16 protein-coding genes and 2 other annotated features are annotated in these 14,771 nt (G+C 40.5%); all 16 genes read right to left on the reverse strand.

Going from position 1 to position 14,771, the window contains the following annotated elements; translation table 11 throughout:
- Positions 1-163 precede the first annotated feature (163 nt).
- Positions 164-736 (reverse strand): TVP38/TMEM64 family protein, encoded by a 573-nt coding sequence (locus IEW76_RS12515; protein ID WP_188654320.1) that lies wholly within the window; start codon positions 734-736, stop codon positions 164-166.
- A 91-nt stretch (positions 737-827) separates the two neighbouring features.
- The gene (locus tag IEW76_RS12520; protein WP_188654322.1) at positions 828-1,097 is read right to left on the reverse strand and encodes a DUF1294 domain-containing protein; all 270 of its coding nucleotides are present in this window, start codon (positions 1,095-1,097) and stop codon (positions 828-830) included.
- Positions 1,098-1,197: 100 nt separating this feature from the next.
- On the reverse strand, positions 1,198-1,554 hold the full coding sequence (rplT, locus tag IEW76_RS12525) for a 50S ribosomal protein L20 (protein ID WP_036784486.1): 357 nt from the start codon (positions 1,552-1,554) through the stop codon (positions 1,198-1,200).
- Between the two features lie 41 nt (positions 1,555-1,595).
- The gene (gene rpmI, locus IEW76_RS12530; RefSeq protein WP_188654324.1) at positions 1,596-1,793 is read right to left on the reverse strand and encodes a 50S ribosomal protein L35; all 198 of its coding nucleotides are present in this window, start codon (positions 1,791-1,793) and stop codon (positions 1,596-1,598) included.
- A gap of 38 nt (positions 1,794-1,831) precedes the next feature.
- On the reverse strand, positions 1,832-2,338 hold the full coding sequence (gene infC / locus IEW76_RS12535) for a translation initiation factor IF-3 (protein WP_036784481.1): 507 nt from the start codon (positions 2,336-2,338) through the stop codon (positions 1,832-1,834).
- A 98-nt stretch (positions 2,339-2,436) separates the two neighbouring features.
- Positions 2,437-2,563, reverse strand: a sequence feature (ribosomal protein L20 leader region).
- 242 nt (positions 2,564-2,805) lie between these two features.
- Positions 2,806-3,321, reverse strand: coding sequence for a hypothetical protein (locus IEW76_RS12540; protein ID WP_188654326.1), 516 nt, complete (start codon positions 3,319-3,321; stop codon positions 2,806-2,808).
- A gap of 175 nt (positions 3,322-3,496) precedes the next feature.
- Positions 3,497-5,434, reverse strand: a complete 1,938-nt coding sequence (thrS, locus tag IEW76_RS12545; protein WP_188654328.1) for a threonine--tRNA ligase — start codon at positions 5,432-5,434, stop codon at positions 3,497-3,499.
- A 94-nt stretch (positions 5,435-5,528) separates the two neighbouring features.
- Positions 5,529-5,755, reverse strand: a binding site (T-box leader).
- Between the two features lie 64 nt (positions 5,756-5,819).
- The gene (gene ytxC / locus IEW76_RS12550; protein WP_188654329.1) at positions 5,820-6,668 is read right to left on the reverse strand and encodes a sporulation protein YtxC; all 849 of its coding nucleotides are present in this window, start codon (positions 6,666-6,668) and stop codon (positions 5,820-5,822) included.
- Between the two features lie 694 nt (positions 6,669-7,362).
- Positions 7,363-8,289 carry a primosomal protein DnaI gene (gene dnaI, locus IEW76_RS12555; protein ID WP_188654330.1) on the reverse strand — a complete coding sequence of 309 codons (927 nt, stop codon included), beginning with the start codon at positions 8,287-8,289 and terminating at the stop codon, positions 7,363-7,365.
- Positions 8,290-8,323: 34 nt separating this feature from the next.
- The gene (locus IEW76_RS12560) at positions 8,324-9,751 is read right to left on the reverse strand and encodes a replication initiation and membrane attachment family protein (RefSeq protein ID WP_188654331.1); all 1,428 of its coding nucleotides are present in this window, start codon (positions 9,749-9,751) and stop codon (positions 8,324-8,326) included.
- A gap of 148 nt (positions 9,752-9,899) precedes the next feature.
- Positions 9,900-10,364 (reverse strand): transcriptional regulator NrdR, encoded by a 465-nt coding sequence (nrdR, locus tag IEW76_RS12565; protein WP_036784465.1) that lies wholly within the window; start codon positions 10,362-10,364, stop codon positions 9,900-9,902.
- A 23-nt stretch (positions 10,365-10,387) separates the two neighbouring features.
- Positions 10,388-10,789, reverse strand: a complete 402-nt coding sequence (locus tag IEW76_RS12570) for a cytosolic protein (RefSeq protein ID WP_188654332.1) — start codon at positions 10,787-10,789, stop codon at positions 10,388-10,390.
- Positions 10,790-11,060: 271 nt separating this feature from the next.
- Positions 11,061-11,438, reverse strand: a complete 378-nt coding sequence (gene speD / locus IEW76_RS12575; protein ID WP_036784461.1) for an adenosylmethionine decarboxylase — start codon at positions 11,436-11,438, stop codon at positions 11,061-11,063.
- Between the two features lie 269 nt (positions 11,439-11,707).
- A complete protein-coding gene (locus IEW76_RS12580) occupies positions 11,708-12,739 on the reverse strand; it encodes a glyceraldehyde-3-phosphate dehydrogenase (protein WP_188654333.1) in 1,032 nt (343 codons plus the stop codon).
- Between the two features lie 716 nt (positions 12,740-13,455).
- The gene (gene coaE / locus IEW76_RS12585; RefSeq protein WP_036784458.1) at positions 13,456-14,058 is read right to left on the reverse strand and encodes a dephospho-CoA kinase; all 603 of its coding nucleotides are present in this window, start codon (positions 14,056-14,058) and stop codon (positions 13,456-13,458) included.
- Positions 14,059-14,071: 13 nt separating this feature from the next.
- Complete coding sequence (gene ytaF / locus IEW76_RS12590) at positions 14,072-14,767, reverse strand: sporulation membrane protein YtaF (RefSeq protein ID WP_268235065.1); 696 nt, start codon at positions 14,765-14,767, stop codon at positions 14,072-14,074.
- Positions 14,768-14,771 lie beyond the last annotated feature (4 nt).

Here is a 14,771-nt window from a genome sequence, read left to right on the forward strand (position 1 = left end):
GAAATTTGCCTCCGGCTTCCTTCAGATTCCGGGTCACCCCGGACACCCTTGCCCTTGGCTAACGGCTACAACGACCTTCACCGTTCGGGACTCTAACCCTAAAGCTTGCGCCCATGTCGGGCACACACCACAAAGGCCCGCTCGAATATTCGAGCGGGCCTTTTTATGCACCTGCTTGGAAAAAGTCATCCCATTTGATTACGATTTCCTTTCTCCTTAATAAATAAATGAAGGTTAAAAGCATTAGTAAAAAGCCTGCCATGACAAAGGGTGATAACTTCGATATCCACTGTCCAACAGAGGTATACACGACTGCTAAAGGGATATTTGAATAAAAGGATGTTTTCATGTAATCTTTAAAACCTTGTGACATTTCTATAATGCAAAGAGATATTAAATGAAAATGAATAAAGGGCACTAACCGAAGTAATGCAATTTGAGAGGTGGAAAAGCTAGAGTGCTTCCCAAATAACTTATGCTTTAATTTCACAAGCTTTTGAAGTGTCTTTGGCATCCATTGACTCATTTTATAAAATAATAAGCTAGATAAAGTCACACCAATCACACTATAAATAGAACCTGTAATAGCGCCAAACAAAATCCCGCCGGAAATACAAATAAATGCAACAGGCAAAAATAAAAGTGGACGTAGCAGGTGAAAACTTATGAAGAGTAGCGGTGCAAAAAAGCCACTTGCCTCCAAGACGGTCATAGCGACTGTCCCAAACTGATTCATGATGAACACACCCCTTCCGCCCAAGCGGTATAGTACATACTTATGACAGAAGACGAGCGGTTATGACAATAAGTCTATAACAGTTATGTCGCTATGATCTCATCGTTAGGAACACTACCATAATACAATGAGCAATCAACGCACATGGTACCCCTATTACAAAAGCAGTGTGCTTGGTTTTGTGACGAAACCACTTCATACCTAAATAGGTGCCGAGCGACCCTCCTATAAGGGTAACAATCCACAACTGTTTTTCAGAAATTCTCCACTCTTCTTTAACGGCTCTTGATTTATCCTGTTGCATTTGAATCAACGCAACGACGTTCACAGCAACAAAATACCAAATGAGTATGACTCCCATCTATAGCTCTCCTCTTCCTTCCGTTAGTTTATAACCACTATATTTAAGAAAAAAAGCCATTTTCCTATACGGTAGGAAAATGGCTTTCGTCTGATTCTGCTTATTTAAGAGCGGCTTTAGCTTGTTCAGCTAGTGCAGCGAACCCTTTTTCGTCAGTAACAGCAAGATCAGCTAGCATTTTGCGGTTAACTTCAACGCCAGCTAATTTAAGTCCGTGCATTAGACGGCTGTAAGAAATGTCGTTCATACGTGCCGCAGCATTAATACGTGCGATCCATAGTTTACGGAAATCACGTTTTTTCTGACGACGGTCACGGTATGCATACTGACCTGATTTCATTACCTGTTGTTTTGCTGTTTTGAAAAGAGCATGTTTTGAACCATAATAACCTTTAGCAAGCTTTAAGACGCGCTTACGACGTTGGCGAGTGACTGTTCCACCTTTAACACGTGCCATAATAGTTCCCTCCTGTATTTCAACTTAATAGTTAAATTCGATTATTTCTTAGGAAGCATAGCTTCGATACGCTTTAAGTCGCCACTAGATACTAGTGTGTCTTTACGTAGTTTACGCTTTTGCTTTTGAGATTTGTTAGCGAACAAGTGACTAGTGAATGCGTGAGAACGTTTAACTTTGCCACTACCTGTACGACGAAAGCGTTTCTGAGAACCTTTGTGAGTCTTCATTTTTGACATGAGTAATTCCTCCCTTTAGAAATATGTTAGAATCACGTTTATTGCTTCTCGTTTACTGGAGCGAGCATCATAAACATGTTACGACCTTCCATTTTCGGTTTTGTTTCAACCGTAGAAAGATCTTTACATTCTTCAGCCAAGCGATCAAGCACTTTTTGGCCTAATTCTTTGTGAGTGATTGCACGTCCGCGGAAACGAACAGCTGCTTTCACTTTATCACCCTTCGATAAGAACTTACGCGCATTGCGTAGCTTCGTATTGAAGTCATGTTCTTCGATACCAGGGCTAAGGCGAACTTCCTTCACGTTAATGACTTTTTGCTTCTTACGCGCTTCTTTATCTTTCTTCTGTTGCTCAAAGCGATATTTACCATAGTCCATGATACGACATACTGGCGGTTTCGCATTTGGAGCTACCATTACAAGATCAAGATTTGCATTAGCTGCAATATCTAAAGCCTCGTTTTTGGATTTAACGCCTAATTGGTCTCCGTTTGAATCAATGAGACGAACTTCGCGAGCACGAATCTTTTCATTGACGATCATATCTTTGCTAATAACCAGCCACCTCCAAGGTTTATTAAAAAGGTTTATATACGTCTGTTTATAGACAAGTGTATCTCAATCATGGTTGTAATTTCAGACAATCAAAAAAAGTGTCGGTACACATACTGCACCCACACGTTTCCCAATTACGTTTAGAAAATCATACCTGGTAACTACTCATCAGAGTGTCAATCAGGTGAGAAGCGGGTGCTTCTACTTGTCTCAGACAATATTAAGTTTACCTTATTGAGAATAGCACGTTTAAAAAACAATGTCAAACGTAAACCAATCTTTTTTGCTGCACATCTTCTGTGCATGACTTTTTAAGGATATATGATATAGATCATATTTGCAACCTAAATTTTTAACTTGTTCCTAGTAATTCGCGTCACAGTTACGTATTGATTTCTAATAAAGCCGAGCATCCTACAAAGATTTGAAACATTCGTTCCTTGTCTTTGTTACCTCTACTTAGGTACACTTTGTCCATTCCCAAAGTAGGTGTACCCCCACTCTTTATTATCGCTTGTGGGACCATTGATATTGTAATCAAGGTCATGCAAGATACGATGAACAATTTTTAATTCTTTGGTACCTCGTTCGAAACGGGCTGCCTGCAAGTAATAAAGTGCGTTCTCGAGATCTTTCTTTATCAATTCGTCTTCAGTCTTATCAAGCAGACTCTCTAGTTGTTTGACCGTATCCTTAAGTCCGTTAAAGTCTTGTTGATTAAGACTTTCGTATTTCCCATGACCGAGGGCATCATTAAACTTATAATGCACAGTTTCGACCTTTTTTCCAATTCCATCAAAGTGTGTCTCTTCTTCAACAGCATTTTCTACATTAGAACCACCTGCTGTCTCGGCAACCCCTTCATCCCCTGCCTCGTGTGTACCTTGAGTAATAATCACTGCAAAAAGAATGCCGATTGTCAAAATGGACGCCACCATCACAGATAAAGATACCTTTGTAACCTTAGACAATATACACCTCTCCCTTATAATTACTACTTGCTAAAACATAATAAATATCCATATTCTCACTAGACCCATAATAACACAAAACATGGAATATTATGTATTTAACGGTACGTTGATCAGAAATGAAACACTTGTAATAAAAATCCCCAAAGCTTTTAAGCTTTGGGGATTAAAGTATTTATTTCTTTCCACTTATTTCTTGTTTGATCTGAGCTACGAAGTCTTGAAGGGATTTTGTTTCAGAGTCTTTCTCTCCATAACGACGAATGTTCACACCGCTTGCTTCAATCTCATTATCTCCTACAACAAGTTGATAAGGGACTTTTTGCATTTGAGCTTCACGGATCTTATAACCAATCTTCTCATCGCGCTCATCTACTTCAACACGCACGCCTGCATACTTCAGCTCATCTTCTACTTTCTTCGCATAATCTAAGTGAACATCAGCAGATACAGGAATGATCTTCGCTTGAACAGGTGCTAACCATGTTGGGAATGCTCCTTTGTACTCTTCTATTAAGAAGGCAACGAAACGTTCCATAGTTGAAACGACACCTCGGTGGATAACAACAGGGCGATGGTGGGCCCCATCTTCACCAATGTAGGTTAAGTCAAAACGTTCTGGTAAGTGGAAGTCCAGCTGTACAGTTGAAAGCGTTTCGTCCTTACCAAGCGCTGTTTTCACTTGTACATCTAATTTCGGTCCGTAGAACGCTGCTTCGCCTTCTGCTTCTACATACTCTACTTCTAGGTCTTCCATCGTTTCCTTGAGAAGAGCTTGCGCTTTATCCCACATCTCGTCATTATCTACATACTTCTCTTTATCTTCTTTATCACGATAGGACAAACGGAAGTAGTAATTTTCAAGACCAAAGTCTTTGTATACTTCTTGAATCATACGAACAACCCGAATGAATTCTTCTTTCAGCTGATCCGGACGAGCAAAGATGTGAGCGTCATTCAACGTCATAGCACGCACACGTTGAAGTCCTGCTAGTGCACCGGACATTTCATAACGGTGCATGGTACCTAATTCCGCGATACGTACCGGTAAATTACGGTAACTGTGTAACTGATTTTTATACACCATCATATGGTGAGGACAGTTCATCGGGCGGAGAACTAAATCTTCATTATCCATCTCCATTGTAGGGAACATGTCATCCTGATAATGATCCCAGTGTCCACTTGTTTTATATAAATCAACGGACCCAAGCACTGGTGTATACACGTGGTCATAGCCAAGACGTTCCTCTAAATCAACAATATAACGTTCGATTGTACGACGAATGGTAGCACCCTTTGGCAGCCATAAAGGAAGGCCTTGCCCTACCTTTTGCGAAACTGTGAAGATATCTAGCTCTTTCCCTAGTTTACGGTGATCACGCTCTTTAGCCTCTTCACGCATTTTTAGGTACTCTTCTAAATGATCTTTCTTTTCAAAAGCTGTACCATAGATGCGTTGAAGCATTTTATTATCGCTATCTCCACGCCAGTATGCGCCAGAAACGCTTAATAGTTTGAAGACTTTAATCTTGTTTGTAGAAGGGACGTGAGGTCCACGACAAAGATCAAAGAACTCTCCTTGCTTGTAAATGGTTACCGATTCACCTTCTGGAATGTCGTCAATCAGTTCAAGTTTTAACTCATCACCAATTTCACGGTACATCTCTTTAGCTTCTTCACGGGAAACCTCTAGACGTTCAACCTCTAAGTTTTCACTTGTGATTTTTTGCATTTCTTTTTCGATCTTCTTCAGGTCTTCAGGCGTGATAGACGTGTCAAGATCCATATCGTAATAGAACCCATTTTCAATAACAGGGCCTACTCCTAGGTTAACTTCCCCATAAATGCGTTTTACAGCCTGAGCCATTAGGTGTGCTGTTGAGTGACGAAGAACCTCTACGCCTTCTTCATCTCGAATTGTTACGATTTCTATAGAACCATCACCAGGAATAGGACGGCGAAGGTCAATCAGTTGACCATTATGTTTCCCTGCCAACGCTTGCTTCTTTAAGCCTGAGCTAATGGAAGCAGCTACATCCTCTGTTGTCGTTCCTTGCGAGAACTCCTTAACCGCACCATCTGGAAATGTTAATTGAATAGCTTCCGACATGTGTATGTCACTCCTTTTATAATAAATCGATCTGCTTTGTCTTAGTATAGATAAACAAAGCCAAAATAAAAAACGCCCATCCCTTGCACAATAGCGAAGGGACGAGCGTTATACCCGTGGTTCCACCCAAATTCCCACAGTCATAACTGTGGCTTCATTAGCACATCCGTAACGAGGACGAATCGCTGTTTACTACTATATTGTTCGTAAACAGAGTTCAGAGGTGGTAAACAAGTGTCGTACTTAGGAAGCTTCCAGCCTATGACTTCCCTCTCTGAGTAAGCCGATGCAACTCATTCTTATCCTCATCATCACTGATATAAATTCAATTTAAACTTTATAGAAGTTAGTATAATGGGAATAAATGCGAAAAGCAAGCCCATTTTTAGAACGGAGACAATCTTTTAAATGGAAATTTATTTAACGGAAGAAATTCAGCACGCTCTTGGAAGATGTTCATCACGGTTAGCGTTTTAGGATCACTAGGATCATTTCCGTAAATCTTAATCCGATCTGGAGCCAAAGCCATTATAGGAGTCAAGTCTAGCTCGTCTGTTCCAAGACCAAACAAATATAAAGGATAATCCTTTGTCAATTTCTTAATTTCTTCAGATGTATAACGACGCCCTTTATGAGAATAGAAAATAAAAGGTTGGCTTTGCACAATAGATAACCTCTCTACTTTAGAAGGGTTAGCTTGCAGGTATTCCCTTAGATGTTGAATATATGTCTGATAATCCTGCTCTCTTTTATATTCATCTATTGCTTCTCCAACGACCTCAATCAACTCATCATAAAATCGCTGAAAGCGAAATGTGATGATCGAATCAAATGCAAACCCTTCCCCTTTCTCGAGTGCCTCTTTAAAAACCTCTCTCAACCGCTCTAATTGTTGACTGTGGCGATAAGAAGAAGGGTGATCTTCACCCCACTGATCTGGCTCGTCCCTAAAAGAACAACACAATTCATATATGTGAGCTACTTCATCATCGTCACTGAAGTAGTAGCAATTCCGTATGATGTCTATTAACCAGGATCGCTCTCTATGTACGACATAGACATGGATTAGTCCGCGTACGACCCGTTCCTCTTTCTCCTGATTTTCGTTAACAAGAACAACATGCCCCCATTTCTTGTGATAATGCCACTGCACGCTCATTTCATCTTTCTGAGCAAATAGAAAATCACAAAATGATAAGGCTTCTTCTTTATTAGAAAAATAGATCTCGGCCAACGTCTTCCCTCCCTCCACGAATGCTACAAGAAACTGTTACAGTATATGGGAAGAAAACGCGAAAAATGATTATTCTCATTAAAAAAACTTCAATACCTCTCTCTGGCACAACTTTTGGATAGGGAGTTATTCAATATCAATGGCATTAACTTTGAAGACTGGAACCCAAGAAACTTTATTGTGCTTGTGGGTCCGGTACCTTTATAGGGAGCTAGGGAGCTGGAGAACAACGTCCCCCAGTCCCTCTTGTCTTGTAAGTACAATCACCCCGCTGCTCGGGCGTTGTTGAAGCCTTACTGAATCTACATCTCGCTTGTTTCCGTATCTCTCAATACGGGGAAGGTGGGGCTGGAAACTGCGAGACTCCCGTGGGCAGAAGAGCCAGTCTAGTTTCGGCGTGGAGGACCTAGCGTGATAAGTCATCTTTTTTACAAAGGCTAGTCGCCTTTTCCAAAAAGCTGTCTTATCCGTACGGTCCTAGGCACCACGCCTGCACCTTTCAATCTAGGTGAGACCCCGGAGCCCGGCTTTGCCGGGTGAGGAGGCTCACCAGCTCCCCACAGGAAAGCGAGTGGTTTCCAGGCCCACCTTACACTCTACTAAAGCAAAGGAAACATCCTCTTATGCGGAGAAAAAAGCAGCTCTGCCAGAGGGATGACCCTCCGGCAGAGCTGCTAACGGTACACTTATTGTTTTAGCTACGTCGATTCTGTCCAATTACTTCTACCGGGTTACTTACTTGTTTAATACGTTCAATAATTCTCCCAGCTTTCAATTGCTCAACATCTCCACGGTTGTTCGTCATAAGATGCTTTTCCAATTCCTCTAAATTGTAATTAGAAGTAAAGAAAACAGGTAAACGTTCCATCATACGATACTGTAGGATTGAGCCTAATATTTCATCACGGAACCAAGATGACATGGATTCAGCTCCAATATCATCAAGCATCAAAACCGGTACCGTTTTGAACTTTTCAACTTTCTCTTTTAGCGTGTTGTCCCCTAATGAAGACTTCATTTCACGAACTAGTTCAGGCATGTAAATAAGGTAAGAGGCAATTCGTTTATTCGCTAATTTATTGGCAATAGCTCCTAAAAGGTGTGTTTTTCCAACACCAAACGGTCCATGAAAATATAGACCTTTATTCCCTTTTTCCGTTTCGGCATTTTCTGTGTAGTTCATCGCTTGACGGATCGCTTCGTAACGATCATCCGGATCTAAGTCCTTAAACTTAGCTTCAACAATATCTTTTGGCATATACAAACTGTTAATGAATGAACGCTTTTCTTCCTGTTGTTGAGATTGTCTTTTACGAGGACACATCTCATACGTCAGCCTAATCTCTTTCCCCTGAACATGAAGATTCGGAGAGTAACCTGAGACCAAATTCTGACAATTTTCCAGAGAAGGGCATCCTTCACAGCGCTTAGATTGAGATTGATACTCATATAATTTCATTAAGTGGCGTTCTACATCATGACGAGAGAGGTTCGAGTGCTCCTGCAAAATTTGTTGAATATCAGGATCTTTCAAGATTGCCTCACGCATACTTTGGTAATGCTCTTGAAAGTTCTTACTTTCCCTCATCCATTTCTTCAAAGCTGTTTGGATCGGTTCCATTTCACTCATCCTTAAATCAAATTATTCGTAAACGTTAATCATCCATGTTCTTCAAAGCTTCTGCTAACTCTTGCTTTTCACGTTCAATATCAGAGGCAGATTTCCCATCTTTGCGTTTTGGAGCCTGATCTTCACTTGACTGACCTTTTTGATCTTTTTGACCTTTTTGATCTTTAAACCAATCAGGAAGGACGTCTTGCTTTTGATTTTTGTTATAAGAACGGTTCCCTCCGCTTTTACGGTTATTTGCCCATTGCTGATACTTTTTATTTTCTGTCTTCGCAACTCGCATTGCATGGCGAACGGTTTTTACCTGAAGTCTTGTCCAATGCCCTGCGATCGTTTCCATGTAATTCTTTGATAACTTCATATCTGTTTTTAGTAATACATAATAAATTAACACATTCATCACACCAGGTGTTAATCCTTGTTGAGTCATAATATCACGAATCATACGTAAATCCTTCTCAGGAGGTTCCGCTCCTCCCGAGAGATCTAACAACAGTTCTCTAGGAGAGATATGTTCTAAGCGTTTAATTAGTGCTTCTTCTTTGTTATCTGGTTGCTCTTTTGAAGCATCTTGGTCATTAGAGACAGATAATGAATCACGTTGATGAGTGACATGAAGATTTTCACTTTGACCACCTTTGCTTTGGTAAAGGTCGTGACAAGCCTCTTTTAACTCAGAAAGGTCTAATTGATTCTCATCATTAAGAGCCCACAAAATCGCTTTTTCAACATCATTAGTAGTTAAATTATATAACAAAGAAAGTTGAGTTAGCACCTTTTGGTTCCGATTGGAAAGTATACTCTGCACAGGTAACATTCTCTGGTCAAGTGATTGTTTTATATAAGAAAAGTCAATTCTGCTCTCTTGTATGTTGGCACCTTGACTCTCGACTAATTCTTGGTCTTGCTCATTAAAGTGAGTGGGTGGTGGTTCAGTGGTTACTCCACCCATTGAAAATACGTCCTCAAAGGTAGACGTGACTTCTTCACCTTTTCGTGATGAGGATGAACCACCCGAAAACGTACGTTGTAATCGTTCGTACTTTTGTTGACCAAGATGATGATATAGTAACAAGGATAGCATCTCGTCCGCAAAGAATTCACTCGGGGTGAATGGACGAAGTAGTACATACGTATAAACCGTTTGATCCTCAGATTGATCAACAAAAGTTCGAAGAAGCCCTATGGCTTCTAATCGTTTCCTTGCTTCGTAAATATGATTTAAAGGGAGATTGAGGTAACTCATCAATAAGTGGTGTGTATTTACACCTCCCACCTCATCTTGCAGATCATACTCTGACAATAACGTTTGGTATAAACTAATGGATTCATTCCCGATTAAAGGTTGATATAAATGAGTCAGGGACGTTGTGAAATCCATGGGCATGCTCCGAGCGACTGTTAACCGAAACCCATCTACCGGTAAAAGCTTCCCAATTGATGTATGGTTCATTAAACTCCCTCCTTCCTCATATTCTTGGTGTAATGGCTCTATTCTATTACGAAGGAAATAGATAAACCTGCTTCTTTTCTGTGATTTTCTTCTAAGTATACATTGATCTTGCTTCTAAAAAAGAAAAGAGCCACTCGGCCCTATTCTATTACCCCTCTGGATCTTGTTTAATCAAATCTTTTAATTCATCAAGAAATACATTTATATCCTTAAACTGCCTATAAACTGAGGCAAAGCGGACATATGCAACTTCATCAATATGCGCAAGTCTGTCCATTACCATTTCTCCAATTTCCTTACTATTAACTTCAGAGACACCACGATTTCTTAATTCCCGTTCAATTTCCATGGCAATTGTCTCAAGTTCATCAACAGCAACAGGTCGTTTCTCACATGCTCGAATTAGACCTCTCATCAACTTCTCTCGACTAAATTCTTCACGAGTCCCCTCTTTTTTGACAACAATCAGTGGGACTTCTTCAATTCTTTCAAACGTTGTAAAACGAAAGTGGCACTCTTCGCATTCCCGTCTGCGTCGAATCGATTTACCCTCTTCGACCGGACGCGAATCCAACACCCTAGTGCTCTTATAATTACAATTAGGACATTTCACAGATAAATCAACTCCACATTTTTCTACATTTTATGAGCCATAGCCGTTTCCAAAAACGGAAGGAGTTCCCTAATTTCTTCATGTTGCTTTTGAATTAACTTATGGCTATTCCCGAAGTCAAACGGTAAGGCAGATTCCGTGGTAACAGAATAGTCAATCGCAGTTCTATACGGTTGAACCATTACTATACTAACGACGATAAATGCTTTCTTCCCTTTCACCGTTTGCAAGCTCATCTCACCATGTTCAATAGAAGATGAGACCAATTTATATTTACTTGAATTGTTATAATAATCCTCTAGCTGAGTAAATGCTTTATCTTTTGTTGTTTTAAAATAATGCGTTCGAAGAGCTTCATTCCAGTGTTCTTCACTTGTTTCGGCATGATTCGTAAAATATGTTGAAAACCATTGTTTAATATTCATATGCGTCCACCTCTAATCTATTATATCAAAAATTAGAAAAGGTTAAATACACACTTCTGTCAAGAATTTCACTTTTTCTGCATTCATACCTAAATAATTCCGTTAAAAAGGGGTTTACCCTCGTTTTCACCTATTAAGAAATCTGAAATATTTTGTAGAAATGGTTTTATATTAGATATGTAACTAGGGATATAAAGTCCTTTTCGGACTTTTAAAGCGCCATAAAAAAGAAAGTACTCTTCATAAGAGTACTTTCTTTCGAACATTTATATTAGAGTACGTTGAATTTCTTTACTTCGACAGGCCCCATACCTCTTGGGACTTCAACTGTTTCTTGTGTTTTAGCTTCTAGTGATTGTGCAATATATTGGGCTGCTACATTAGGGTCTATCCGATCCCCGCACGTGTATACATCAATACTTGCATATCCATGTTCTGGAAAACTGTGAATGGTTAAGTGAGATTCAGAAATAATAACGACGCCACTAACGCCGTGTGGTGCAAATTTGTGAAAAGCAACTTCTCGAACTTCCGCACCTGCTTTTAAAGCAGCATCTACGAAAATTTGTTCAATCATTGTCATATCGTTCAGCTTTTCTGTATTACAATCCCAAAGTTCTGCAATTACGTGTCTACCCATTGTGTCCATCGGTAGTCCCCCTTTAAAACCAAAAAAGTTTACTTCTAAACGTCAAGCTTATGCACTACCACGGGGGCAAGTTAGTCCTAAGAGGTCCTAACCCTTTAAGCAGTCATAGGTTCGTCGGTATTTCGAAGTTCAAAAGTTAGTATATAGTGTTTCCCTATATTTTGCAATAAGTTTTTTTATCACATATAAACGGACGTGGTCGTTTAAGCTTTGTTAGTAGTATAAAACATCAAAGGGGGATTATCCAATTATTTTATTTCTCTAGACTTTCAAGAAACACGGGCTTCTTCACGTGCAGCTAAGTGAGTTCCTACAAATTTCACAAGATCCAACACACGTTTTGAATAGCCCCACTCATTGTCGTACCAAGCCAAAACTTTCACTTTGCGGTCATCCATCACGATTGTAGAAAGACCGTCAATAATAGAGGAGTATTCAGATGTCGTGTAATCAACAGATACGAGCGGTTCATCAGAGTAATGAAGAATTCCTTTCAAATCATTCTTAGAAGCATGTAGGAAGGCTTGATTGATTTGATCTGCAGATACGTTCCGCTTAACGTCCACCACCAAGTCTACGAGAGAAACGTTTGGTGTAGGTACTCTTAACGCCATACCATGCATTTTTCCATTTAAATGAGGAATCACTTCACCTAACGCCTTAGCAGCGCCTGTTGAAGTTGGAATAATAGATTGTGTACAACCTCTCGCACGTCTCAAGTCTTTATGTGGATTATCTAAGTTCTGCTGATCGTTCGTAAAGGCATGAACCGTTGTCATTAATCCGTTCTCAATACCAAACTGTTCATCTAATACTTTTACTACCGGAGCTAAACAATTGGTCGTACAAGAAGCATTAGAGATCACATCATGCTCTTCATCGATGTAAACGCTCTCATTTACGCCCATAACAATGGTTGCATCCACTTCTTTCCCTGGAGCTGTAATAACGACTTTTTTTGCGCCCGCTTCGATATGCTGTCCCGCTGTTTCTTTGGTCTTAAACTTCCCTGTAGCTTCGATAACAATATCCACTTCATGTTCTTTCCAAGGAAGTTGTTTAGGGTCTCTTGAAGCAAACAAATGAACCTTTTTTCCATCTATTTCAATTCCATCTTCAAGCGCTTTCACTTCTCCTTGAAAATGACCATGCACACTATCATACTTGATTAAATGAGCTAGCGTTTCAGGAGGGTAGCTGGCATTAATAGCAACAACCTCTACCTGCTTATCTAAAATCGCTTGGCGAAACACCATTCGACCAATTCGACCAAAACCATTAATAGCAACGCGTGACTTCATTCTGCATACCCCTCTCATTTATGATACACTTTATTGATATTTCGCATGATTAGTATAACACAATAAAGGAATCCTAGGGAGTAGATTGTGGTTTTTTTCCAAACTTTATTGTAATATATGCATCTATCCCTCAGTAAATGAAAGCTAATGTGCTGTTTATAGATTACTAGCTAGCTTGAAAACTCGAAGCTGAGGATGTTTCCGTTTGCTTTAGTTGAGTGTAAGGTGGGCCTGGAAACCACTCGCTTTCCTGTGGGGAGCTGGTGAGCCTCCTCACCCGGCAAGCCGGGCTCCGGGGTCTCACCTAAGCTCTTCTGCCCACGGGAGTCTCGCAGTTTCCAGGCCCACCTTTGTCATATTAGGGGAACGAAAACATGCCATATAGGGGGATATCAGATCTCATGATGTTAAATTGTGGGGCCGTTCACCTATTTAAAGCCAGGGCTTGCTCGGGGACTGCGAGACTCCCGCGGGAAAAGGAGCCTAGGGGAGACCCCACAGAGAGCGAAAGCGAACGAGGAGGCTTCCCAGCTCCCCGCAGGAAAGCGAGTTGTCCCCGAGCAAGCCCAACCACTCATCAAACGTAACGGCCCACCCCTGCTAAAATATCTCATCTTCGGGTCTTCCACATAAGCGGGCGATTGGGACGATTGTGGAATACCAAGTTACTCCAATAAAAATAAGGCTGCTCTTGTTATAAGAGCAGCCACTTTCTATTACGGGAGGATTTCCCACTTGCGCAGTATAGCATCAAGTTGATCATAGGTTTCTTTCTTTGATCCGTTGTTATCGATTACTTCATCAGCCATTCTGGACTTTTCTGTAATTGAGATCTGAGAGCGAATGCGACTAAGTGCTTCTTCTTTTGTGCTTCCATCCCGTTCCATTAAGCGCTTGAGTTGAACCTCTTCGTCTACGGCAACAACGAGCGTTTTATCTACGTAATCCGTTAACTGGCTCTCAAATAATAATGGGATATCTAATACAACCGCCTTGTCCCCTTGCATTAAATATTGATCACGTTCCCGGACCATCTCCGAACGCACAGCAGGGTGTACGATTTCATTGAGCTGCTTTCTCTTTTCGTCATTATTAAAAACAATTTCTCCAAGTGCTTTTCGATCTAGTGTGTGATCTTCTCTTAAAATCCCTTCACCAAAAACGCTTACAATTTGATTATAAGCATCGCGGCCTGGTTTCACGACCTCGCGAGATAATTTATCCGCATCCACTACAGGAATCCCATAATCATCAAACATTAATGATACAGTACTTTTCCCTGTTGCAATGCTACCTGTTAATCCTATAACGACACCCATTAAAAGCCTCCTACTACGTAAATTTCAACATTCCTATAACGATTAATAAGAGTCCTGGTAAAAATGTCAACCGTTGAATCCACTTAAAGTAAGATAACCAGTAACCGCTTTTTAATCCAATCCAAAGAAAGAAACTGCTCATGAACGCAATAAGTAAAGCTGTTGTCAGTGGAGAGAAACCAAACATGGCTGCGCCAATTCCGGCACCAAAAGCATCAAGAGAAAGGGCTATCCCTAAAAGAAATGCTTCAAAACCATTAATGGAACCCGACTGATCTATATCAGCGCTCATCGGTTTTCGTAAAATTTGAATGACGATCCCAAGAGATTTAATCTCCAAATTAAATAGATAAGAAGAGGGATCTTTTGTTTCTGTAGGTTTTTCCGTTCTAAAAAACTGATAAAGCACCCATATTCCAATAGCGATCAATATCCCCCCGCCAAACATTTCGGTAATGTGAGGAGAGAGAAAATGGGCAATCATGTTCCCAATCATCATAGACAGAAAGAATGAAACAGCTGAAACCATCGCAATAACTCCAATGGCTCGTAAAGAAAGCCCCATCTTCCTTAGTCCATAAGTAAATCCAACCGTGAAACTATCTAAACTTACTGCAAAAGCAAGTAGGATGAGGGTAGTGAATGGTGCCATAGCCGGTAAGCTCCTTCTCTCATATTTACGCATAGTATATGAAAGGAGCCTACCCACTGTT

The organism is Pontibacillus salipaludis (assembly GCF_014642405.1).
Taxonomy (GTDB): Bacteria; Bacillota; Bacilli; order Bacillales; family BH030062; genus Pontibacillus; species Pontibacillus salipaludis.